The following is a 25,442-nucleotide window of genomic DNA, read 5'->3' as shown; positions in this document are numbered from 1 at the left end:
AGCATGACCGCGAGTACCGCCGAGGACTGGGTACGCCGGTTCCACCCCGCGCCCGCCGCCCCGCACCGGCTGCTCTGCCTGCCGCACGCGGGCGGCTCGGCCAGCTACTTCTTCCCGGTCTCGCGCTCGCTGTCGCCGGGCATCGAGGTGCTCGCCGTGCAGTACCCGGGCAGGCAGGACCGGCGCGCGGAACCGCTGATCGACTCGATCGAGGTGCTCGCCGACCAGGTGACCGACGCGATCGACGGCTTCACCGACAAGCCGCTGGCGATCTTCGGGCACAGCATGGGCGCCACGCTCGGCTTCGAAGTGGCCAGGCGGCTGGAAAAGCGCGGCGTGGTGTCGGCGGCGTTGTTCGCCTCCGGCCGCCGCGCGCCCTCGCGGCACCGGGACGAACGGTTCCACGAGGGCTCGGACGACGAACTGCTCGCCAACGTGCGCAGCCTCGCGGGCACCGACCAGGCACTGCTCGGCGACGACGAGATCGTGCGGATGGTGCTGCCCGCGATCCGCGCCGACTACCGGGCCGCGGAAACCTACCGCTACCCGGAAGGCCCGGACCTGAGCTGCCCGATCTTCGCCATGGTCGGCGACAACGACCCGAAGGCGACGGTCGACGAAGCAAGCTCGTGGGAGCGGCACACCAGCGGGCCGTTCGAGCTGAAGGTGTTCCCGGGCGGGCACTTCTACCTGAACGAGCACAGCCCGGCGATCCTGGACACCATCGCCACCCACCTGAACTCGCCCAGCCGGATCTGACCCCGAGTGTCACGAATGTGGCTTTCGAGACGTTTGGCGTCTCGAAAGCCACATTCGTGACACTTCCTTTTGTGCCCCCTAGCTCGGTTTTAGGGCAGCTTTGGGTGAGCGTTCAACCATGGGGGCATGAATGACGTCGACGAGCTGAAGCAGTTCGCCCTGGTGCACGCCAGGACGCAGGGCGTTCCGCCGGAACTGACCGACGCGGTGCTCGCCAGGATCACCACCGACGACGCCGGCGCCCCCGGTTCCTGGACGGGCGAATGGTCCGCCCAAGCTGAAGCGCTCGAAGCACGTCAGCAGTTCGCCGAAGCGAGCCGCCTCTACACGATGGCCCGCTTCCCCTTCGTCGACGGACCCGCCCGGCAACACGCGCTCGACAAGGCGGTCGGCACCTTCACCCGGTCCGGTACCGGCCTCGAACCGTTCCAAGTGGACACACCGGCGGGGGTGATCCGCTGCTGGCGCGGCGGTTCCGGCCCGCTCGTGCTGGTTTCCGGCGGCATCGTCAGCATCAAGGAGCAGTGGGCCGGCCTGCTGCGCCAGCTGATCGGCGCCGGGTATTCCGGCGTGGTCACCGAACTCCCCCGCACCGGCGGCAATTCGCTGCCCTACGACGCCCACGCCTGGCGGATGATCCCCGCAATTCTCGACGCGCTCGGCGCCGATTCGGCCTACGCGATGATGATGAGCTTCAGCGGTCACCTCGCGTTGCGCTGCGCCGCCCGCGACCCGCGAATCGAAGGCATTCTGACCGTCGGCGCGCCGGTCAGCGGGTTCTTCACCGACGCCGCCTGGCAGCAGGGCCTGCCGCGCGTCACGGTCGACACGATCGTGCACCTCACCGGCGAGAAGCCCGGCGGCCTCGCCGACTGGGCGCTCGGCGCCGACGAGCTGCGCGCGATCGACGTGCCCGTCGCCTACGTGGCCAGCAAGCGCGACGAAATCATTCCCCCGCAGGACATCGAGCTGCTCACCGCGAACGTGCGGCGGTTCAGCCTGCTCGAGCACGACGACGTGCACGGCTCCCCCGCCCACACCGCGTTGACCGGGGCGTGGCTCACCCAGTCCCTCCAGGCGATGACCGCCAAATGACCGAAAGGGCGTCCGTGAACGAGATCGCGATCGTCGGACTTTCCTGCCGCCTGCCGCAGGCCCCCGATCCCCGGCGCTTCTGGGCGCTGCTGCGGGACGGGGTGAACGCGATCACCACCCTGCCCGCCGACCGATGGGACAGCGACACCCCCGTCCCGCCGGGCGCCGGCCGCGGCGGTTTCCTCGACCGCGTAGGCGATTTCGACGCCGCGTTCTTCGGCATCTCCCCGCGCGAAGCGGCGATCATGGACCCGCAGCAGCGGCTGGTGCTGGAACTGGCGTGGGAAGCACTGGAGGACGCGGGCATCGTGCCGGACACGCTGCGCGGCGCGGACGCGAGCGTGTTCGTCGGCTCCATCGGCAGCGACTACGCCACGCTCATGCAGCGCGCGGGCCTGATCAACCAGCACACCATCACCGGCACCAACCGCGGCATCATCGCGAACCGCGTGTCGTACACGCTGGGCCTGCGCGGGCCGTCGGTGGCGGTCGACGCGGCCCAGTCGTCCTCGCTGGTGGCCGTGCACCTGGCGTGTGAAAGCCTGCGCAACGGCGAGTCCTCGCTCGCGCTCGCCGGCGGGGTGAACCTTAACCTGGCACCGGAAAGCACGCTGACCGCAGCGCGGTTCGGCGGGCTGTCACCGACCGGCCGCGCCCGCACGTTCGACGCCGAAGCGGACGGTTACGTGCGCGGTGAGGGTGGGGGGCTCGTGGTGCTGAAGCCGCTGGCCGGCGCGCTCGCGGACGGTGATCCGATCTACGCGGTCATCCGCGGTGGCGCGGTCAACAACGACGGTGCCACCGACGGGCTGACCGTGCCGAATGCCGCCGCGCAGGAGTCGTTGCTGCGCAAGGCATACGCTGATACCGGTTTGCTTCCGTCCTATGTGGAGCTTCACGGCACGGGGACGCGGGTCGGTGACCCGATCGAGGCGCGGGCGCTGACCGCCGCGTTCGGTTCACACCGGGTGCGTGTCGGTTCAGCCAAAACGAACGTCGGGCACCTGGAGGGCGCGGCGGGCATCGTCGGACTGCTGAAGGTCGCGCTGAGCATCCACCACCGAGCGCTGCCGCCCAGCCTGAACTTCACCACACCGAACCCGGCGATCGACTTCGAACACCTTGAGGTGCAACAGGAACTCGAGGAGTGGACGGCGCCGCGCGTCGCCGGGGTGAGTTCGTTCGGCATGGGCGGCACGAACTGCCACCTGGTGCTCACCGAAGGACCGGAACGTGTGGTCACCGCGTCACCTGAGCCCGGTGTGGTCCCGATGTTGCTGTCGGCGAAAACCGCTGCGGCCTTGCGCGCGCAGGCGGATCGGCTCGCCGAATTCGTCACCGATCAGCATCTTGGTGATCTCGGTTTCTCTTTGGCGAATACCCGCGCTCAGCTTGAGCACCGGGCCGTGGTGCTTGCGTCGTCGATCGAGGAATTGCGCGAGAATTTGACGGTGCTGCGACCGGGCGTGACGGAACAGGCGAAGGTCGCCTTCCTTTTCCCCGGCCAGGGTAGCCAGCGTGCGGGCGCCGGGCGTGAACTGTATGAGCGTTATCCCGTTTTCGCGACGGCTTTTGACGAGATCTGCGCGCATTTCGACCATCACCTGGACCGGCCGCTGCGCGAGATCATGTTCTCCGATCCCGAGGCGCTCGGGCAGACGCGGTACACACAGCCCGCGCTGTTCACGCTCGGTGTCGCCTTGTTCCGGCTCGCCGAATCGTGGGGCCTGCGGCCGGACCTGCTGCTGGGCCATTCGATCGGTGAACTCGCCGCGGCGCACGTCGCCGGGGTGCTCACGCTGCCAGGTGCGTGCTCGCTGGTTGCCGCGCGCGGCAGGCTGATGCAGTCGGTGACCACCCGGGGCGCCATGGTTTCGTTCAAGGGCACCGAAGCCGAGGTCCGCGCGCTGCTCACCGACGGCGTGGACATCGCGGCGGTCAACGGTCCCGATTCCGTGGTCGTTTCCGGCGACCACGACGTCGTTCTCGAATTGGCACGCGCCTGGAAGGCCGAAGGCCGCAAGGCGAAGCAGTTGCGGGTGAGCCACGCTTTCCACTCGCCGCACATGGAACCGATCCTGTCCGAATTCCGCGAAATCACCGGAGGCCTGAACTTCGCGCCGCCCGCAGTTCCGATCGTCTCGAACCTCACCGGCTCGCTCGCCACCGCCGAGCAATTGTGCTCACCCGGCTACTGGGCCGACCACATCCGGCATGCCGTGCGGTTCGCCGACGGCGTGCGCTTCCTCGCCGACGCCGGAGTGACCAATTTTGTCGAACTGGGGCCGGATCCCGTACTCTCCGGAATGGCACGCGACACCGATTCCCGCATCACGATGGCGTCCATGCTGCGAGAGGGCCGCGACGAGGAACGCACCTTTCTCGGCGCGCTCGCGTCGGCACACATTTCGGGTGCTTCGGTCGACTGGTCACAGGCTTTCGGCGACGCCCGTCGGATCGCCCTGCCCACCTACGCTTTCCAGCGGGAACGCCACTGGTTCGGCGAAACCACCCGGCTCAAGGCGGAAACCTCGCCGTGGGCGGACCGCCTGCGCGGCTTGGGCGAAACCGAGCAGGAAGCCGTGCTGCTCGACCTCGTCCGCACTTCGGTCGCCGCGGTGCTCGGGCACCGCAGCGCGGACGCGGTGGAGATCGGGCACACCTTCAAGGAACTCGGCTTCGACTCGCTGACCGCCGTCGAGCTGCGTGACCAGCTCAGCGCCGCCACCGGGCTGAACCTGCCCGGCGCGCTGATCTACCACCACCCCACCGCGGCCGCGCTCGCGCGGCACCTGCGTGGCCAACTGCTCGATGCCCCCGAAACCGTTGCTGCTTCGGCGGTTTCGGCGGTTTCCGACGAGCCGATCGCCATCGTTGCGATGGGCTGCCGCTACCCGGGTGGCATCACCACACCCGACGAACTGTGGCGGCTGGTGGCCGACGGCGTGGACGCGATCACCGAGTTCCCCGGCAACCGCGGCTGGGACCTCGACGGCCTCTACGATCCCGACCCCGACCAGCCGGGCCGCACCTACACGCGGCACGGCGGCTTCCTGCACGACGCCGACGCCTTCGACCCGGCGTTCTTCGGCATCAACGCCCGCGAGGCGGCGGCGATGGATCCGCAGCAACGGCTGCTGCTGGAAACGTCGTGGGAGGCGATGGAGCGCGCGGGCATCGATCCGGCGTCCCTGCACGGCAGCGGCACCGGCGTGTTTGTCGGCGCGATGTCGCAGGACTACGGCCCGCGGCTGCACGAAGGCACCGAGGGCGGCGGTTATCTGCTCACCGGCAACACCACCAGCGTGGCGTCCGGCCGCATCGCCTACACGTTCGGCTTCGGCGGCCCGGCGGTCACCGTGGACACGGCGTGCTCGTCGTCGCTGGTGGCGTTGCACCTGGCCGCGCAGGCGCTGCGGCACGGGGAATGCTCGCTGGCGCTGGCGGGCGGGGCGACGGTGATGGCGTCGCCGGGCATGTTCGTCGAGTTCAGCCGCCAGCGCGGGCTGTCGGCCGATGGCCGGTGCAAGGCTTTCGCCGCGGCCGCGGACGGCACCGGCTGGGCCGAGGGCGTCGGCATGGTGCTGCTCGAGCGGCTCTCCGACGCGCGGCGCAACGGACACCCGGTGCTGGCGGTCATCCGTGGCTCGGCGATCAACCAGGACGGCGCGTCGAACGGTCTCACCGCGCCGAACGGCCCTTCGCAGGAACGCGTCATCCGGGCGGCACTGGCCATGGCGGGTTTGGAACCGTCCGAAGTGGACGCCGTGGAGGCCCACGGCACGGGCACCGCACTAGGCGACCCGATCGAAGCCGACGCACTGCTGGCGACTTATGGCCAGGACCGCGAGCGGCCGCTGCTGCTCGGCTCTTTCAAGTCGAACGTCGGCCACACCCAGGCGGCGGCGGGCGTCGGCGGCGTGATCAAGATGGTGCAGGCCATGCGGTACGGCGTGCTGCCGAAGACCCTGCACGTGGACGCGCCTTCACCGCACGTGAACTGGTCGGCGGGCGCGGTCGCACTGGTGACCGAGCCAGTCAGGTGGCGGCGGGATGACCGGCCGCTACGCGCTGGGGTGTCGTCATTCGGCATCAGCGGGACGAACGCGCACCTGGTACTGGAGGAGGCCCCCGAGCCGACACCCGCCCCGCCTGCCGCACCCCCTCCAGCCGACTCTGCTGCTCCGCCCGCATCGACTGCTCCGCCCGCCTCGGCTGAGTTGACCACTCCGCCCGCCTCGCCGGACGCCACTGCCACGCCCACTCCGCCTGCCCCGGCTGCCGCTCCTGTCGCAGCCCCGTCCGCCTCGCCCGACCTGCCCGGCTCGACTGCCCTGCCCACCTCGACTGCTCTGCCTGCTCCGGCCGCCGCAGCCGCCTCGCCTGCCTCGGGTGGCTCGGCTGCCTCGGCTGGTGCCGGTGCTGCGGTCGGTTCGGGAGCCACGCCCGGCTCGGGTGGCTCGGGTGGTGTCGCCGTCGCGGGTGGCTCGGCTGCCACACCTGGTGCCGATACCGCGGTCGGTTCGGGTGGCTCGACTGAGGGCGCGGCCACGTGCGCCTCGGGTGCGGGATCCGGCCCGGTTGGGGTCGTGGCCTCGGGTGGCTTGGGTGCTGGATCCGGCCCGGTTGGGGTCGTGGCCTCGGGTGGCTTGGGGGGCACGTCTGGCGGGACTGTGCCGCCGGGCTTGGGGGTTCCGATGCGCGGGCCTATTCCATGGTTGCTGTCGGCTAAGAGTGGGGAGGCGTTGCGGGGGCAGGCCGCGCGGCTGCTCGAACACCCCGGCACGCCTGCGGAGATCGGCTTCTCCCTGGCGACCACGCGGCCATCCTTCGAGCACCGGGCCGTCGTGTTCGGTGGTTCTGAGGAAGAGCTGCGGGGGGAGCTAGCGGTGCTAGCTAGTGGGAGTGATGGTGGGCTAGCGGTGCTAGGGGTTGCGCGGGCGGCCGGTCGTACCGTGTTCGTGTTCCCCGGCCAGGGCTCCCAGTGGGCGGGCATGGGGCTCGACCTGCTCGACGCCGCGCCGGTGTTTCGCGAGCAGCTCCTCGCCTGCGCCGACGCCCTCGCGCCCCACACCGACTGGTCGCTCCTCGACGCACTCCGCGGCGAAGGACTCGACCGCGTCGACGTGGTGCAGCCCGCGCTCTGGGCGGTGATGGTCTCCCTGGCCGCCCTGTGGCGCTCCCTCGGCGTCCACCCCGACGCGGTGATCGGCCACTCACAAGGCGAGATCGCCGCCGCCTACGTCGCCGGGGCGCTCTCCCTCGAAGACTCCGCGCGCATCGTCGCGCTCCGCAGCAAGGCGATCGTCGTGCTCGCGGGCACCGGCGGCATGGTCTCCGTGCCCCTGCCCGCGGCCAACACCCAAAACCTGCTCACCCGCTGGCCCGGCCGCATCCACATCGCCGCGATCAACGGACCCTCTTCGACCGTCGTCGCCGGCGAGCCCGCCGCCCTCGGTGAACTGCTCGCCGACGAGCGCGTGCGCCGCATCCCAGTGGACTACGCGTCGCACACCCCGCACGTCGAGGCCATCCGCGAACAACTGCTCGACGCGCTCGCCGGCATCACCCCGCGCGCCGCCGACGTCGACTTCTACTCGACGGTCACCGGCGACCGCCTCGACACCACCGAGCTGGACACCGCCTACTGGTACCGCAACCTGCGCCAGCCCGTGCTGTTCGAGCAGGCCACCCGCGCGCTCGCGGCCGCCGGGCACACCGTGTTCGTCGAGGCCAGCGCGCACCCGGTGCTCACCAACGGCGTCGGCGAAACGCTGGACGACGCGGCCACAATCACCGGCACCCTGCGCCGCGACGACGGTGGCTGGGACCGCTTCCTCACCTCGGCCGCGCGCCTGCACACCGAGGGCACGCGGATCGACTGGGCCTCGCTGTTCCCGCCCGGCACCCGCGCGGTCGAGCTGCCGACCTACGCCTTCCAGCGGCAGCGGTACTGGCTGGACGTCCCCGCGCCGACCGGCGACCCGGCCGCCTCCGGGCTGGACGCCGCCGGGCACCCGTTGCTCGGCGCCGCGGTCGCCGTCGCCGGGGAGAACCGGCTCGTACTGACCGGCAGGCTGTCGCTGCGCACGCACCCGTGGCTGGCCGACCACGCCGTGCGCGGAGTGGTCATGCTGCCGGGCACCGCCTTCGTCGAACTCGCCATGCAGGCCGCTGACCAGGCCGGATACCCCTCCCTGCGCGAACTCACCCTGCACGCGCCCCTGCTTTTGCCCGCAGAAGACGGCATCCGGATCCAGGTGGTGGCCGACGGCGAAGAGGTCCGGATCCACTCGCGCACCGGCGACGCGTGGACCCTGCACGCGACCGGCGTGCTCGGCAGCGAACCCGCCGAGAGCGCGCCGCTGGACGGGCCGTGGCCGCCCGCCGGTGCCGAGCCGGTCGATCTCGGCGACATCTACGACCGGCTCGCCGAGCGCGGTTACGACTACGGCCCGGCCTTCCGCGGCCTGCGGTCGGCGTGGCGGCTCGGCACCGAGATCTACGCCGAGGTGCGGCTGCCCGAGCCCGAGGGCGCCGCGGACTTCGGCCTCCACCCGGCCCTGCTCGACGCCGCGTTGCACGCGGTGGTCGGCTTGGTCCCGCTGTCCGGGGGTGACGGCGACATCCCGCTGCCGTTCTCCTGGGACGGCGTCCGGCTCAGCGCGGCGGGTGCCGCCGCGCTGCGCGTCCGCGTCGCCCCCCACGGCGCGGACCGGGTGGCGCTCGCGCTGGCGGACTCCTCGGGATTGCCAGTGGCGTCGGTCGGCTCCCTGCTGCTGCGGCCGATGCCAGCCGAGCTGCTCGCCAGCGCGAGTGCCACCCCTCTCGATTCGCTCTATCAGGTGAACTGGACCGCCGCGTCCGGCGAGACCAGCGCACCCGCCCAGGTGGTCACCTTCGGCGGAGACGATGTGCACGCGGTGACCGCCGCAGCCCTCGACGCGGTCCAGGCGCACCTGTCGCAGGACATCGGCGAGCCGCTCGTGGTCGTGACCAAGCACGCGGTCTCGACCGCGCCCGGCGAGGGTGTCGACGACCTCGGGGCCGCCGCGGTCTGGGGTCTGGTCCGGTCCGCGCAGACCGAGCACCCCGGCCGGTTCCTGCTGGTGGACACCGACGGCTCGGCGCCCGTGGTGCTCGATGGCGAGCCCCAGGTGGCCGTGCGCGAGGGTCGGGTGCTCGTCCCGCGGCTCGCGCGGGTCACGGCCGAGGCCACCGGACCCCTCGACCCGGCGGGCACGGTGTTGATCACCGGCGGCACCGGCGTGCTGGGGGCATTGGTCGCCCGTCATCTCGTGCACCGGCACGGGGTGCGGAGCCTGGTGCTGACCAGCCGCCGCGGGCACGCGCCCGAGCTGCACGACGAACTCCGCGCGGCCGGAGCCGACGTGCGCATCGTCGCGTGCGACGCGGCGGACCGAGACGCGCTGAAATCGGTGCTGGACGACATCCCGGACCTGACCTCGGTCATCCACGCGGCCGGAGTCCTGACAGACTCCGTGATCACTGCTCTCGATTCGGAGCAGTTGTCACAGGTGCTCCGGCCCAAGGTCGACGCCGCCCGTCACCTGCATGAACTCACCCGCGACCGCGACCTCGCCGCCTTTGTGCTGTTCTCCTCGGTCACCGCCACCATCGGCAGCCCCGGCCAGGCGAACTACGCCGCCGCGAACGCCTTCCTCGACGGCCTCGCCCACCACCGCCACGCCCATGGCCTGCCCGCGACCAGCCTCGCGTGGGGGCTGTGGGCCCAGACCAGCGGCCTGACCAGCGCGATGAGCGCGGGCGACCGCGCCAGGATGGCCCGCACCGGCATCGCGCCCCTGCCCACCGACCAGGGCCTGGCGCTGCTGGACGCCGCGCTGGCCGACGACCGTCCCGCGCTTCTCCCCGCAAAACTCGACCTCAGCTCCGGCGCCCTCCCGCCCCTGTTCCACGGCCTGCGCCGACCAGCCCGCCGTCGCGTCGAGGCACAGCCGGAAACCGCCGCCTCCTGGGCGCGGCGCATGCTCGCGCTCTCGCCCGCCGAGCGCGGCCGCACCATCGCCGAGTTGGTCCGCGCGCAGGTCGCCGTGGTGCTCGGGCTCGACGCGAACGCCACCATCGAGCACACGCGTGCGTTCAAGGAGCTCGGGTTCGACTCGCTCACCGCGGTCGAGCTGCGCAACCGGCTCAACACCGCGACCGGGCTCCGGCTGCCGACCACGCTGGTGTTCGACCACCCGAGCCCGGCGGCGCTGGCCGGCTTCCTGCAGGCCGAACTCGGCGGCAACGCACCCGCGGCCACGGTCGAAGCAGCCCGCGCGGACGCCGGTGAGCCGATCGCCATCGTCGCGATGGCCTGCCGCTACCCCGGCGGCGTGCGCACTCCGGAGGACCTGTGGCGCCTGGTCGAGACCGGCGCCGACGCCATCGCCGAGTTCCCCGGCGACCGCGGCTGGGACCTCGACCGCCTCTACCACCCCGACCCCGAGCACGGCGGCACGTCATACGCCAAGCACGGCGGGTTCCTCTACGAAGCCGCCGACTTCGACGCCGAGTTCTTCGGCATCAGTCCCCGCGAGGCGACCGCCACCGACCCGCAGCAGCGGCTCCTGCTCGAGACCGCGTGGGAGGCGTTCGAACGCGCCGGGGTCACCCCCGACGCCCTGCGCGGCAGTGACACCGGCGTGTTCGCCGGCGTCATGTACGACGACTACGGCACCCGCCTGGGCAGCGCGCCCGACGGCTACGAGGGTCACCTGCTCACCGGCAACACCACCAGCGTGGCGTCCGGCCGGATCGCCTACACGTTCGGGTTGGAGGGTCCGGCCGTCACCCTCGACACCGCCTGCTCCTCGTCACTCGTCGCGATGCACCTGGCGAGCCAGGCCCTCCGCCAGGGTGAATGCTCGCTGGCGCTGGCGGGCGGCGTGACCGTGATGGCGACGCCGAACGTGTTCGTCGAGTTCAGCCGTCAGCGCGGACTGTCCCCCGACGGCCGCTGCAAGCCGTTCGCCGCGGCCGCCGACGGCACCGGCTGGTCCGAGGGCGTCGGCCTGGTCCTGCTCGAACGGCTCTCCGACGCCCGGCGCAACGGCCGCCGGATCCTCGGTGTGCTGCGGGGCTCGGCGATCAACTCCGACGGTGCGTCGAACGGCCTGACCTCGCCGAACGGCCCGTCCCAGCAGCGCGTGATCCGGCAGGCGCTGGCGAACGCGGGCCTGGAACCGTCCGAAGTGGACGCGGTCGAGGCGCACGGCACCGGCACCACGCTCGGCGACCCGATCGAGGCGCAGGCGCTGCTCGCCACCTACGGACAACACCGTCAGGACCGCCCGCTCTACCTCGGCTCGGTCAAGTCGAACCTCGGGCACACGCAGGCCGCGGCCGGGGTCGCCGGGGTGATCAAGATGGTGCAGGCCATGCGGCACGGGGTGCTGCCGAAATCGCTGCACGTCGACCAGCCCTCGCCGCATGTGGACTGGTCGGCGGGCGCCGTCGAGCTGCTGACCGAGCCGGTCGAATGGGACCGCGACCGGCCGCGCCGCGCCGGGGTGTCCGCATTCGGCATCAGCGGCACGAACGCGCACGTGATCCTGGAGCAGGCCCCGCCCGGCGACGAACCCGCGCCGGAGCCCGCGGGCGTCGTGCCGTGGGCGGTGTCGGCGGTCAGCGAGCAGTCGCTGCGCGAGCAGGCCCGGCAGTTGCGCGCGCACGTGGCAGGCCTGCCCGAACCGGACCTCGGCGGCATCGGCGCGGCGCTGGCCCGGCGTGCCGTGCTGCCGCATCGCGCGGTCGTGCTCGCCGCGGATCGCGAAGACTTCCTGCTCGGCCTGGACTCGATCGTGGCGGGCGAACCCGCCTCGAACGCGGCCGTGGGCTCGGCGGCGGCTCCCGGCAAAACCGTGTTCGTGTTCCCCGGCCAGGGTTCGCAGTGGGCGGGCATGGCGCTCGACCTGCTCGACACCTCGACCGTCTTCAGCGGGCAAATGCGGCTTTGCGCCGACGCGCTCGCACCCCATATCGACTGGTCGCTCACCGACGCGTTGCGTGGCGCGGGCCTGGACCGCGTGGACGTGGTGCAGCCCGCGCTCTGGGCGGTGATGATCTCGCTGGCCGCGTTGTGGCGGTCGATGGGCGTCGAACCGGATGCCGTCGCCGGGCATTCGCAGGGCGAGATCGCCGCCGCGTATGTGGCCGGGGCGCTCTCGCTGGAGGACTCGGCCCGCGTGGTCGCGCTCCGGAGCCGGGCGATCCGGGAGATCGCCGGGCTCGGCGGCATGGTCTCGGTGCCGCTGGCGGCCGACGCCACCGAAGCGCTGCTGACGGGCCGCGACGGACTCGGCATCGCCGCGGTCAACGGCCCGTCGTCCACCGTGGTCTCCGGGGACGTGACCGCGCTCGACCAGCTGCTCGCCGACTGCGAGAGCAGTGATCTCCGCATTCGCCGCATCCCGGTGGACTACGCGTCGCATTCGGCGCACGTCGAGGCGATCCGCGAGCAGGTCCTCGCCGGCCTCGCGCCGATCACGCCCCGCACCTCGGACCTCGCCTTCTATTCGACGGTCACCGGCGAGCCGATCGACACCGCCGGGCTGGACGCCGCCTACTGGTACCGCAACCTGCGGCAGACCGTGCTGTTCGAACCGGTCACCCGCGCGCTGGCCGCCGACGGGCACCGCGTGTTCGTCGAAACGAGCGCGCACCCGGTGCTGACCGTCGGCCTGCAGGACACGCTGGAAGCGACCGACGCCGTGGTGACCGGGTCGCTCCGCCGCGACGAAGGCTGGGCGCGGTTCCTCGACTCGGCGGCGCGGGTCCACGTCCGCGGCACCGCCGTGCGCTGGGGGTTCGACGGCATCCGGCCCGCCGAGCTGCCGACCTACGCCTTCCAGCGGCAGCGGTTCTGGCTGGACGCCCCAGAGCGCACCGGCGACGTGACCGCGGCCGGGCTCGACGCGACCGGGCACCCGCTGCTCGGCGCGACCATGGAACTCGCCGGCGGCGACCGCCTGGTGCTCACCGGGCGGCCGAACCTGCGGGTGCTGCCGTGGCTCGCGGACCACCGTGTGTTCGACACCGTGCTCCTGCCGGGTGCCGCGTTCGCCGAACTCGCGCTGGAGGCGGGCAGGCTCGCCGGGTGCGAGCGGCTCGCGGAGCTGACGTTGCACGCGCCGCTGGTGCTCACGGACGAGGGCACGCGCCAGCTCCAGGTCACCGTCGGTGAACCCGACCAGGGCGACCGGCCAGTGGAAATCCACTCCCGGGCCGACGGTGAACCGTGGGTCCAGCACGCCACGGGCCTGCTCACCAGCGCGGAACCAGCGGCCGCAGAGGCAGCAGGGTCTGCAGGATCTACCGGGGCCACAGAGCTGCCGGGCTGGCCGCCGGAGCACGTTGAGCCGATCGAGCCCGCCGAGTTGTACGAGAAGCTCGCGTTGCGTGGTTACGACTACGGCCCCGCCTTCCAGGGCGTGGTCGCCGCCTGGCGGGGTGAGAACGAGCTGTTCGCCGAGGTACGCCTGCCCGAAGGAGTCCAGGCGCAAACGTTTGGCCTCCATCCGGCCCTGCTCGACGCCGCCCTGCACACCGTCGCGCTGGCCGCCGCCGAGACAGCGGGCGCGGGGCAGGTCATGCTCCCGTTCTCGTGGTCGGGCGTGTCCCGGTTCACCACCGGCGCGACGACGCTGCGCGTGCACGTGACCCGCGAGCAGGACACCTTCACCCTGCGCGCCTCGACCCCCGAGGGCGCCCCGGTCGTCACCATCGACGCGCTCACCACCAGGCCGATCGACGCGAGCCGCCTCCGGGCCGGTGCCGAGCGCGAGCTGTACGCGCTGGAGTGGACGCGGCTCGAACCCGGCACCGAACCGGCACCCGAGTACGAGGTCTTCGACTGCCTGCCGGGTGAGCAGGGCGTGCCGTCGAACACGCACGACCTCATCGCCCGCGTGCTCGCGAAGCTGCAGGAATGGCTGGCCGGGGACCACACGGCCAAGCTGCTCGTGCTCACCCACGGCGCGGTCGCGCTGCCCGGCGAGCCCATCGAGGACCTGGCGGGCGCGGCGGCCTGGGGCCTGGTCCGCTCGGCACAGACCGAGCACCCCGGCCGCTTTGCGCTCGCCGACGTGCGGGACGCCACGCGGGACGCGCTCGAAACCGCGCTCGCGTCCGGCGAGCCCCAGTTGGTCGTGCGCGGGGACACCGCCTACGCGCCGCGCCTGGCCAAGGCGGAGCCGGAACGCCCCGAACTCGGCGACTCCGTGTTGATCACCGGCGGCACCGGCGTGCTCGGCAGCAGGCTCGCGCGCCACCTGGCCACCGCGCACGGCGTCCGTCACCTGGTGCTGACCAGCCGCCGCGGCATGGACGCGCCGGGAGCCGCCGACCTCAGGTCCGCACTGACCGCACTCGGTGCAGATGTTGACATCGTGCGCTGCGACGCCGCCGACCGCGAAGCACTCGCCGCCCTGCTCGACCGCCTGCCCGGCCTGACCGCCGTGATCCACGCGGCGGGCGCGCTCGACGACTCCGTGATCACCGCTCTCTCTTCGGAGCACCTGCTCACGGTGTTGCCGCCCAAGGTGGACGCGGCCTGGCACCTGCACGAACTGACCCAGGACCGCGAGCTGTCGGCGTTCATCCTGTTCTCCTCGGTGGCCGGTACCGCGGGCACCGCCGGGCAGGCCGGATACGCCGCCGCCAACGCCTTTCTCGACGCGCTCGCCACCCACCGCCAGGACCTCGGCCTGCCCGGCACCAGCCTGGCCTGGGGTTACTGGGCCGAGGAGACCGGCATGACCGGGCACCTCACCGAGGCCGATCGCCACCGCCTCGCGCAAAGCGGCTTCGCGCCGATGGACACCACCGAGGGCCTGGCCCTGTTCGACGCGGTCCGGCACGGCGTGCGGGTGCCCGCGCACCTCGATCTCGCCGCCCTGCGCGGCCGGGCCGCCGACGGCACGCTGCCGCCGCTGTTCGCCGGGCTGGTCCGCGCCCCGGCTCGCCGGGTCACCACCGGACTCGCCCAGCGCCTGGCCGCCGCCGATCCCGCCGAGCAGCTCCAGCTGCTCACCGAGCTGGTCCGCACGCACGCGGCCGCCGTGCTCGGGCACACCGGCGCCCAGCAGGTCCCGGCCGAACGCGCGTTCAAGGACCTCGGCTTCGACTCGCTCACCTCGGTCGAACTGCGCAACCGGCTCAGCGAAGCGGCGAGCGCCCGCCTGCCCGCGACCCTGGTGTTCGACCATCCGACCCCGCGAGCCGTCGCCGCCTTCCTCCGCGACCGCCTCGGCGGCACGCGCACCACGGCGACAACGAAAGCCAAGGCAACCACCGCCGGCAACGAGCCGATCGCCATCGTCGCGATGAGCTGCCGGTTCCCCGGCGGTGTGCGGTCGCCGGAGGACCTGTGGCGGCTGGTCGAGTCCGGCACCGACGCCATCTCCGAGTTCCCGGTCAACCGCGGCTGGGAGCTGGATCGGCTGTACCACCCCGATCCCGAAGCGCAGGGCACCTCGTACGTGCGCCACGGCGGGTTCCTGCACGACGCCGACGAGTTCGACCCCGAGTTCTTCGGCATCAGCCCCCGCGAGGCCTCGGCCACCGACCCGCAGCAGCGGCTCCTGCTCGAAACCGCGTGGGAGGCCTTCGAGCGCGCCGGGATCGACCCGGCCACCCTGCGCGGCAGCGACACCGGCGTGTTCGCCGGGATCATGTACGACGACTACGCCTCGCGGCTGCTGAAGAACCCGCCGAAGGACGTCGAGGGTTATCTGGTCAGCGGCAGCGCGGGCAGCGTGGCGTCCGGTCGGGTCGCCTACACCTTCGGCCTCGAAGGACCGGCGGTCACCGTCGACACCGCGTGCTCGTCGTCGCTGGTCGCCGTGCACCTGGCCGCGCAGGCGCTGCGCAACGGCGAATGCTCGCTGGCGCTGGCCGGCGGCGTGACCGTGATGGCCACCCCGGCGGTGTTCATCGAGTTCAGCCGTCAGCGCGGGCTTTCTCCCGACGGCCGCTGCAAGTCGTTCGCCGCGGGTGCGAACGGCGCCGCCTGGAGCGAGGGCGCCGGGCTGATCCTGCTGGAACGCCTCTCCGACGCCGAACGCAACGGCCACCAGGTGCTCGGTGTGCTCCGCGGCAGTGCGGTCAACCAGGACGGCACGAGCAACGGCCTCACCGCGCCCAACGGCCCGTCGCAGGAACGCGTGATCCGGCAGGCACTGGCGAACGCGGGCCTGGAACCGTCCGAAGTGGACGCGGTCGAAGCACACGGCACCGGCACCACGCTCGGCGACCCGATCGAGGCGCAGGCGCTGCTCGCCACCTACGGCGAGGAGCGGGAGAGCCCGCTGCACCTCGGCTCGATCAAGTCCAACATCGGCCACACCCAGGCCGCCGCCGGGATCGCCGGGATCATCAAGATGGTCCAGGCCATGCGGCACGGGGTGCTGCCGAAGTCACTGCACGTCGACGCGCCTTCACCGCATGTGGACTGGTCGGCGGGCGCCGTCGAGCTGCTGACCGAGCCAGTCGAGTGGGACCGCGATCGGCCGCGCCGCGCCGGGGTGTCCTCGTTCGGCATCAGCGGCACGAACGCACACGTCATTCTCGAACAGGCACCGCGAACCCCGGAACAGCCGCCCACCGAGCACCAGGGGCCGCTGCCGTTCATCCTGTCCGCCAAGTCCGACGCGGCGGTACGGGACCAGGCCGCGCGACTGGCCGAGCACGTGCGCGCCAACCCGGGCCTGACCACCGCCGACCTCGCGCACTCCCTGCTCACCCGCCCCCTGCTCGACCGGGGAACCGTGGTGGTGGCCGCCGATCGTGACGAACTACTGTCCGGTTTGGACAATCCCGGCCAACCCGTCGGCAAGGACGAAGGCGGCCTCGCGTTCCTGTTCACCGGCCAGGGCGCCCAGCGTCCCGACATGGGCCGCGAGCTGTACGAGCACTTCCCGCGGTTCGCCGAAGCGCTGGACGAGTGCTGTGCGCACCTCGATGCCGAACTGGACCGTCCACTCAAGACGGTCATGTTCACCGGCGACGAGCTGGACCGCACCATCTACACCCAGCCCGCGTTGTTCGCCTTCGAGGTGGCGCTCTACCGGCTCGCCGAGTCACTGGGCGTCATTCCGTCCTATGTGGTCGGTCACTCGATCGGCGAGATCGCGGCGGCCCACGTGGCGGGCGTGTTCTCGCTCGAAGACGCCTGCCGCCTGGTCGCCGCACGCGGCAGGCTCATGCAGGGCCTGCGTGACGACGGTGGCATGGCCGCCATCGAAGCGAGCGAGGAAGAGGTGCTCGCCTCGCTGCGGGGGAACGTGTCGATCGCCGCGCTGAACGGGCCGTCCGCGACCGTGATCAGCGGCGACCGCGACGCCGTGCTCGACGTGGCCGCCGCTTGGAAGGCCCAGGGCCGCCGCAGCACCCGGCTGCGCGTGAGCCACGCCTTCCACTCCCCGCACATGGACGGCATGCTCGGCGAATTCCGCCGGGTCGCGGAGACGTTGACCTTCCACGCGCCCAGCATTCCGGTGATCTCCAACCTCACCGGCGACCTGGCCGCCGAAGAACTCCGCGAACCCGAGTACTGGGTGCGCCACGTGCGTCACGCCGTGCGCTTTGCCGACGGCATGCGGAAACTGCATGAACTCGGCGTGCGCACGTTTGCCGAAATCGGCCCGCAGCACACGCTCACCGCGATGGGCGCGGACTGCGTGCCCGACGGTGAACTCTTCGCCACCTCGCGGTCCGAGCACGAGGAACGCGCTTTCCTCAGCGCGCTGGGGAAAATTCACCTGCGCGGCAAGCCGGTCGAATGGTGCGCGTTGTTCACCGGACGGCGGGTGGACCTGCCGACCTACGCCTTCCAGCGCCGCCGCTACTGGCTCGATCTGCCGGAGGGCACCGGTGACGTGACCGCCGCCGGGCTCGGCGCCAGCGAGCACCCGCTGCTCGGCGCCGCCGTCACCCTCGCCGGTGGCCGGGGCCTGCTGTTCACCGGCCGCCTCACGCGGAAGTCCTGGCTGGCCGAGCACATCATCGACGGCACCGTGCTGCTGCCCGGCACGGCACTGGTCGAACTCGCCCTGCACGCCGGTGCGCAGGCCGGTCTGCCCGAGCTGGCAGAGCTGACCATCCAGGCACCGCTCGTGCTCCCGGAATCCGGTGCCGTGCAGCTCCAGGTCGCGGTGGACGGCAACGCGCTCACCATCCACTCCCGGCCGGACGACGAAGAAGTCTGGACCCAGCACGCCGAAGGCACACTCCGGGAATCGACCACCAGCCCGGAGGCCTGGACCATCCCGGCAGATGCATCCGAAGTGGACCTGGGTGACGTCTACGGCAGGCTCGCCGCGAACGGGTACGAATACGGCCCAGCGTTCCAATGCCTCGGCACCGTCTGGGAACACAACAACGAGCGGTTCGCCGAATTGCAGCTCGACGCGGACACCGACGGGTACGGCATTCATCCCGCACTGCTCGACTCCGCCTTCCACCTCCTCGCGCTGGACACCGCCGAGACGCGGGTGCCGTTCGCCTGGCGGGACATCGCCCTGCACGCCACCGGTGCGCGCTCACTCCGCATCCGGCTGACCCCGGCGGGCGACGGCGCCTTCCGGCTGACCGCCACCGACCCCGCCGGACAGCCGGTGATCACCGTCGGCGCGCTGGAAACCCGGCCCGCGGACCTCGGCGCGGCGAAGCGGCTCGACCTGTTCCACGTCGACTGGGTTCCGGCGCCCCAGGCCACCACCGTCGAAACCGAGGTCCTGCACGCCAGCGGCGCCGACGTACACGAGGTCACCTGGCGGGTCGCCACCGCGCTCCAGCACCACCTCACCAAGGACAGCGGGCGGCTGACCGTGGTCACCCCGGCGGGCGACCTCACCACGGCGGCAGTCCACGGCCTGGTCCGCGCCGCTCAGCGCGAGCACGGCGACCGGTTCTCACTGGTCGACACCGACCAGCCCGACACGATCCCGCTGACCGGCGCACCCGAACTCCGCGTGCGCGACGGCGAAGTACTGGCACCACGGCTGGTCAGGGCGACCGCCACCGGACGCAAGCTCGATCCGGAAGGGACGGTGCTGGTCACCGGCGGAACCGGCGCGCTCGGCCGCCGCGTCGCCCGGCACCTGGTGCGGCACCACGGGATCCGGCACCTGCTGCTGGTCAGCCGGACCGGCGGCGAAGTCCCGGCGGACCTCGGCCCGGACGCCCGCGTGGTTGCCTGCGACACCGCCGACCGCGATGCGCTCGCCAGGGTGATCGCCGGAGCCGAACACCCGCTCACCGCGGTGGTCCACGCCGCCGGTGTGCTGGAGGACGCCGTGCTGACCTCGCTCACCGAGGAACAGTGGCGCAAGGTCGCCCGGCCCAAGGTGACCGCCGCGCGGCACCTGCACGAGCTGACCCGGCACCTCGACCTGGACGCGTTTGTGTTGTTCTCCTCGGTCGCGGGCACGCTCGGCAGCGCCGGGCAGGCCGCCTACGCCGCGGCGAACGCCTACCTCGACGAGCTGGCTCGCCACCGGCAGTCGATCGGCCTGCCCGCGGTGTCGCTGGCCTGGGGATTGTGGGCCGAAAGCGGCGGCATGGCCGATGAGCTGTCCACAGTGGATCACCATCGCCTGGCCAAGCTCGGCGTCGCGCCGCTGCTGCCCGGTGACGCGCTCGCGTTGTTCGACGCCGCACTCGGCGGCGAGCACCCGGCGCTGGTGGCCGCGAAACTGGACTTCACCGCCGACCATCCGCTCTACCGAGGTGTGGCACGCACGCCGGTTCGCCGCGCGGCGACGGAACCGCCGTCACTGCACGGGTTGAGCGAAGCCGAGCAGCGCAGGCGCCTGCTGGACCTGGTGACGACCACGGTCGCCGAAGTGCTCGGGCACGCGGACACGGATGGTATCGACGCCGACCGCGGCCTGCTCGCGATGGGTTTCGACTCGCTGACCGCGGTGGAGTTCCGCAACCGCCTCGCCGCCGAGACCGGCCTGAGCCTGCCGTCCACCCTGGTGTTCAACCACCCCACCCCGGGTGCGATCGCCGAATTCCTGCGAGCCGAACTGGCACCGGCCGACGAACTGGACCGGCTCGCCGCCGATCTGTCCACTATGGACCCGGAACGGCAGGCAGGCCTGCTCGCCCGCATGGCGGAACTGCTGCACAAGTGGAACACGAACGGTACGGGCAACGGCGCCTCGGCCGATCTCGATTCGCTGAGCGACGAAGAGCTCTTCGACGCTCTCGACGAAGAACTGGGACAGAGGGGCAACGGGAGAAGATGACGACCGAAGACAAGCTGCGGGACTACCTCAAGCGCGCGACGGCCGAACTCCGCCAGGCCCGCGAACGCGTGGCCGAGCTCTCCGGCCGCGCCACCGAACCGATCGCCATCGTGGCGATGGGTTGCCGCTACCCCGGCGACGTGCGCTCCCCGGCCGAGCTGTGGGAACTGGTCGCCTCCGGTACGGACGCCATCTCCGGCTTCCCCGCCGACCGCGGCTGGGACGTCGAGCACCTGTACGACCCCGATCCCGAGCGCGTCGGCACCAGCTACACCCGCCAGGGCGGTTTCCTGGAGGACGCCGACCACTTCGACGCCGACTTCTTCGGCATCAGCCCGCGTGAGGCGCTCGCCATCGATCCGCAGCAGCGGCTCCTGCTGGAAACCGCGTGGGAAACCCTGGAGCACGCCGGGATCGACCCGCTTTCCCTGCGCGGCAGCCAGACCGGCGTGTTCGCGGGCGTGATGTACGACGACTACGCGTCACGACTGCACCGCGCGCCCGCCGGATTCGAGGGTTATCTCGGCAACGGCAGCGCACCGAGCATCGCCTCCGGCCGCGTGTCCTACACCTTCGGCTTCGAGGGCCCGGCGGTCACCATCGACACCGCGTGCTCGTCCTCCCTGGTCGCGATTCACCTGGCCGCGCAGGCGCTGCGGCAGTCGGAATGCACGCTCGCGCTGGCCGGTGGGGTCACGGTGATGGCCACGCCGAGCACGTTCGTCGAGTTCAGCCGCCAGCGCGGGCTGTCACCGGACGGCCGCTGCAAGTCGTTCTCCGCCGCGGCCGACGGCACCGGGTTCGCCGAGGGCGCCGGGCTGGTCCTGCTGGAACGGCTGTCGGACGCCCAGCGCCACGGGCATCCGGTGCTGGCGGTGCTCCGGGGCAGCGCGGTCAACCAGGACGGCGCCAGCAGCCAGCTGTCCGCGCCCAACGGGCCGTCGCAGGAGCGGGTCATCCGGCGGGCACTCGCGAACGCGGGACTGGAACCATCCGAAGTGGACGCCGTGGAAGCGCACAGCACCGGCACCACGCTCGGCGACCCGATCGAGGCGCAGGCACTGCTGGCCACCTACGGCGAGAGACGGGAAAGCCCGCTGTGGCTGGGCTCGATCAAGTCCAACATCGGGCACACCCAGGCCGCCGCCGGGGTAGCCGGGGTGATCAAGATGGTGCTCGCCCTGCAACACGGCACCCTGCCGAAGACACTGCACGCCGAGCAGCCGAGCCCGCACATCGACTGGGCAGCCGGCTCAGTCTCGCTGCTGAACGAGCCGGTCCCGTGGCCGGAGGGCGACACGCCGCGCCGGGCCGGGATCTCGTCGTTCGGCATCAGCGGCACCAACGCCCACGTGATCCTGGAGCAGGCCCCGAAGTCCGAGCCAGAGCCGGAACCACCCGCCGACCCGCGTCCCGTGCCGTGGTTGCTGTCGGCACGCAGTGAACGCGCGTTGCACGCGCAGGCCCAACAGCTGCGCCGCCACGTGGTGTCGTCCACTTCGGACCCGGCGACCATCGGCTACTCGCTCGCCACCACCCGGTCCACCTTCGCGCACCGCGCGGTGGTGGTCGCCGACCACCGCGAGGACTTCCTGCACGGGCTCGACCGGTTGTCCCGCGGTGAGTCGGCGACCGGAGTGATCACCACCCCGCACGGCGCGCAGAACCCGGCCGCGGGTGCACGCGAGCCGGTTTTTGTGTTCCCCGGCCAGAGTTCGCAGTGGGCACGCATGGCGGTTCCGCTGCTCGGCACGTCGGAGGTGTTCCGCGAGCAGATCCAGCTCTGCACCGACGCGCTCGCGCCGCATGTGGACTGGTCGCTGCGCGACGTGCTGGAGGGGGCGCCGGGTTCGCCGCCGCTGGAACGGGTCGACGTGGTGCAGCCCGCGTTGTTCGCGGTGATGGTGTCGCTGGCCCGCCTGTGGCAGTCGATCGGCGCGAAGGCGAGCGCGGTGATCGGGCACTCACAAGGGGAAATCGCCGCCGCGCACATCGCCGGGGCCCTCACCCTGGAGGACGCCGCGCTCATCGTGGCCAGGCGCAGCCAGGCCGTCTCGGCGCTGAGCGGCCGGGGTGGCATGGCCTCGGTGCCGTTGCCCGCGTCCCAGATCCGCGAGCACCCGGCACTGCTCGACGGACGCCTCGGCATCGCCGCGATCAACGGGCCGGAGTCCACTGTGGTCTCCGGCGCGAAGCAGGCCATCGACGAACTGCTGGCCGGGTACGAGGCCGACGGCGTCCGCGCGCGCCGGATCGCGGTCGACTACGCCTCCCACTCGCCGCATGTCGACACGCTCCGCGAAGCGCTGCTGGAGATGCTCGCCGACGTCAAACCGCGGCCCGCGGACATCCCGTTCTACTCGACCATCACCGGCGAGCCGATCGACACCACCGAACTGGACGCCGCCTACTGGTACCGGAACCTGCGGGAGACCGTGCAGCTGGACAGCGCCGTGCGGGCCCTGCGCCGCGACGGGCACCGGTCCTTTGTGGAGACCAGCCCGCACCCGGTGCTCACCATCGGCATCCAGCAGACGCTCGACGAAACCCGGGAGGACGGCGTCAGCACGGTCTCCGGCACCCTGCGCCGGGACAATGGTGACTGGAAGCAGTTCCTCACTGCCGCCGCTCAAGCCCACGTCAACGGCGTGGACCTCGACTGGGCCACGGTTTTTGCGCCCGGCACGGCCAAGCGCGTGGACCTGCCGACGTACCCGTTCCAGCGCAAGCGGTACTGGCTCGACGCCCCGGCGGGCGCCACCGATCCGGGCTCAGCGGTCGACGCCGCCGACCACCCCCTGCTCAGCGGTGCCCTCGAACTCGCCGACGGCGACAGCACGGTGTTCACCGGCAGGCTCTCGCCGCACGCGCAACCCTGGCTCGCCGACCACACCGTGCTCGGCACCGCCCTGCTGCCGGGAAGTGCCTTTGTCGACATGGCGTTGTTCGCCGCCGAGCGGACCGGCTGCGGCCAGGTCGAGGAACTGCTGATCCAGGCACCGCTCGTGCTGCCGGAGCGGGGCACGCTGCGGGTGCAGGTCTCGGCCGGTCCGCTGGAGCACGACCGCCGGTCGCTGACCGTCCACTCGCGACCGGAGGACGCCGAGCCCGACGATCCGTGGACCCTGCACGTCACCGGTTCCCTGAGCGCCGAGGCCGCCGAGGTGACCGGTGACCTGACGGGTTCGTGGCCACCGGCGGGCGCGGTGCCGGTCGAGATGAGCGGGTTCTACGACCGGTTGCAGGACGAGGGCTACGGCTACGGCCCCACCTTCCGCGGCCTGCGGGGCGTGTGGAAGCTCGGCGAGGAGATCTACGCGCACGTGGTCCTGCCCGAGGAACAGCACGCGGACGGCGAACGCTGCGCCCTGCATCCCGCGCTGCTCGACGCCGCGCTGCATCCGCTCGCCCGCGAGTCGCTCGGTGGTGACGGCATCAGCCTGCCGTTCTCGTGGAACGGACTGAGCCTGCGCACCACGGGCACCACCGCGCTCCGCGTGCGCCTGAGCCCGCTGGGCGCGGACAGCTACCGCGTGACGCTGGCCGACAGCGTCGGCACCCCGGTCGCCTCGATCGACACGCTCACCGCCCGCCGGATCAACCCGGCGCGGCTCGGGTCCGGCAACCACCGCTCGATGCTGTTCCACGTCGAATGGTCGCCCCTGCGGGAAACCGTGGCCGACACCTCGGCCGAGGTGGTGCACGCCAACGGCCTCGACATCACCACCGCGTTGCGCGTGGTCCAGGACGCGATCACCGAGGACCGGCGGCTGGCTTTTGTGACCAGCGGTGCCGTGTCCACCGAGCCCGGCGAGGACGTCACCGACCTGGCCGGAGCCGCGGTCTGGGGCCTGGTGCGGTCCGCGCAGACCGAGCACCCGGACCGGTTCACCCTGGTGGACACCGATGCCCCGGACGCCGTTCCGGCCGTGGGCGAGCCGCAGGTCGCCATCCGCAACGGCAAGGCGCTGGTACCCCGGCTCGCGCGCACGGCCGCCGACCTGGCACACACTGAGTTCGATCCGGCGGGCACCGTGCTGATCACCGGCGGCACCGGTGTGCTCGGCGGGCACCTCGCCCGGCACCTGGTGCGCAACCACGGCGTGCGCCACCTGCTGCTCACCTCCCGTCGTGGCCTCGACGCCACCGGCGCCACCGGGCTGGCCGCCGACCTGGCCGATCTCGGCGCCGACGTGACCATCGCGGCCTGTGACGCGGCCGACCGCGGCGCACTGGAATCGTTGCTGGCCACCGTGACCCGGCCGCTGGCCGCGGTGGTGCACGCGGCGGGCGTGCTCGATGACGCCACGATCACCGCGCTCACGCCGGAGCAGCTGGCGAACGTCTGGCGCCCCAAGGTCGACGCCGCGTGGAACCTGCACGAGCTGGCCGGTGACGTCGGCGTGTTCGTGCTGTTCTCCTCGATCGCCTCGACCATCGGCACGCCGGGCCAAGCCAACTACGCCGCGGCGAACGCCTCTCTCGACGCGCTCGCCGAACACCGCCGGGCGCGGGGCAAGCCCGCGATCAGCCTCGCCTGGGGGTACTGGGCCGAGACCACCGGCATGACCGGGCACCTCGACCACGCCGACCACACCCGGATGGCCCGAGCGGGCATCGTCCCGCTCGCCACCGACCTCGCCTTCACCCTGTTCGACGCGGCGCTCACCACCGGCCGCGCGGTGGTGGTCCCAGCCAAAATGGACACCGCCGCGCTGCGGAACCAGGCCACCGCCGGTACCTTGCCGCGGTTGTTCCAGAACCTGGTGAAGGCACCGGCCAAACGGGCGGGCGGTGGACTGGCCGACCTGGCGCAGCGCCTGGCCGACCTGCCCGAGGCCGAGCAGCAGGCCCTGCTCATCGACGTGGTGCGCGGGCACGTGGCCACCGTGCTCGGGCACACCGATCCGGACACCATCCCGACCGAGAAGGCGTTCAAGGAACTCGGTTTCGACTCGCTGACCGCGGTCGAACTCCGCAACCGGCTCACCGCCGCGACCGGCCTGCGCCTGCCCGCGACCCTCGTGTTCGACCACCCCACGCTCGCCGGGCTGGCCGGATACATGCGGGCCGAACTCGCGCCGCCCACCGAGGAACCCGATCCCGCCTCCGCCGTGCTCGACCGGCTTTCCGGCCTGGAGGAAGCGCTGATCGGCCTGTCCGACGAGCGGGTCACCGATCGGCTGCGCGAACTGCTGGCGGTCGCCGGCGGCACCGACCCCGGTCTCGGCTCGGCCAGCGCGGACGAACTGTTCGACTTCATCGACGGCAAGCTCGGCAGGAAGGTGGAAACCGCATGAGCACCGG

At 72.0% G+C, this 25,442-nt stretch carries 4 protein-coding genes; all 4 read left to right on the top strand.

Going from position 1 to position 25,442, the window contains the following annotated elements:
- The first annotated feature begins 3 nt into the window (after positions 1–3).
- The 4 genes from A4R43_RS38270 (at position 4) to A4R43_RS38205 (ending at position 25,435) form a co-directional block, all read left to right on the top strand.
- On the top strand, positions 4–759 hold the full coding sequence (locus A4R43_RS38270; RefSeq protein WP_113696553.1) for a thioesterase II family protein: 756 nt from the start codon (positions 4–6) through the stop codon (positions 757–759).
- Positions 760–885: 126 nt separating this feature from the next.
- Positions 886–1,854: an alpha/beta fold hydrolase gene (locus A4R43_RS38265; protein WP_113696552.1), complete on the top strand. Its 969-nt coding sequence runs from the start codon at positions 886–888 to the stop codon at positions 1,852–1,854.
- Positions 1,855–1,868: 14 nt separating this feature from the next.
- The gene (locus tag A4R43_RS44305) at positions 1,869–20,135 is read left to right on the top strand and encodes a type I polyketide synthase (RefSeq protein WP_236808513.1); all 18,267 of its coding nucleotides are present in this window, start codon (positions 1,869–1,871) and stop codon (positions 20,133–20,135) included.
- The gene (locus tag A4R43_RS38205) at positions 20,018–25,435 is read left to right on the top strand and encodes an SDR family NAD(P)-dependent oxidoreductase (protein ID WP_418190780.1); all 5,418 of its coding nucleotides are present in this window, start codon (positions 20,018–20,020) and stop codon (positions 25,433–25,435) included. The genes A4R43_RS44305 and A4R43_RS38205 overlap by 118 nt, the downstream gene beginning before the upstream one ends.
- Positions 25,436–25,442 lie beyond the last annotated feature (7 nt).

Source organism: Amycolatopsis albispora (assembly GCF_003312875.1).
GTDB lineage: Bacteria > Actinomycetota > Actinomycetes > Mycobacteriales > Pseudonocardiaceae > Amycolatopsis > Amycolatopsis albispora.
The sequence above is the reverse complement of the archived record's forward strand: the minus strand, read 5'-3'. Positions and strand labels throughout refer to the sequence as shown.